Raw genomic sequence first — 636 nt, 5'->3', positions numbered from 1 at the left:
ATGGTTGTATTGGCCCAGATGGCATCGGCTACCAGCTTATGACCAGCCCCTGACCAGTGCAGACGGTTGTTCGCGCTCCGCTCGGGGGTCTGAAAATTCACGTCATTGGCGGGCGTACCACCTAATCCAAAAGCGGTGCTGGCGTCGTAGTAATAGACTTTATTGGCTGTTCCGCCCCCGAAAGCCGCATCGGTCGCGGCCTGTTGCACAGCGGTGCGGTAACTGGCGACATTCTCGAAGTAGTCGGTCTTGTCCATGCTACCCGGTGCCAGAAACAGGATCGGCCGGCCAGGGTGGTAGGTGTTGCGCCAGGTGATGAAGCTTCGCAGATTACTTTTTACTTCGTCAGTGGTCAGGGCCGTTGACACACGCCCGTCGTTGGTTCCGTAGCCCACAATCAGCAGGTTAAAATCAATGCCGTCGTAATAGCCGTCGATCAGGCCAAACTTGCCCTCCCGCGACATACTGCCCCGAATTCCTTTGTTAATTACCCGGGTGGGGTAACCCAGATTGTTGAGGTAATTCGATAGCCGCGAAGCGTACAAGTCTTTGCCGTTGTAGGGAAAGCCGTCGGGATCGTTACCAAGTCCCCAGTGCGTAATCGAATCGCCGGCCACCAGAATGATGTTTTTGGCG

General features: G+C 55.7%; 1 protein-coding gene. It reads right to left on the bottom strand.

The window, feature by feature from the left end; genetic code table 11:
* The coding region (locus tag ACYVHX_RS29610; protein WP_460675342.1) for an SGNH/GDSL hydrolase family protein at nt 1–636 on the bottom strand (636 nt) is incomplete at both ends.

It is taken from the genome of Larkinella ripae (genome assembly GCF_054780775.1).
This window is presented reverse-complemented; position numbering and strand designations above follow the sequence as displayed.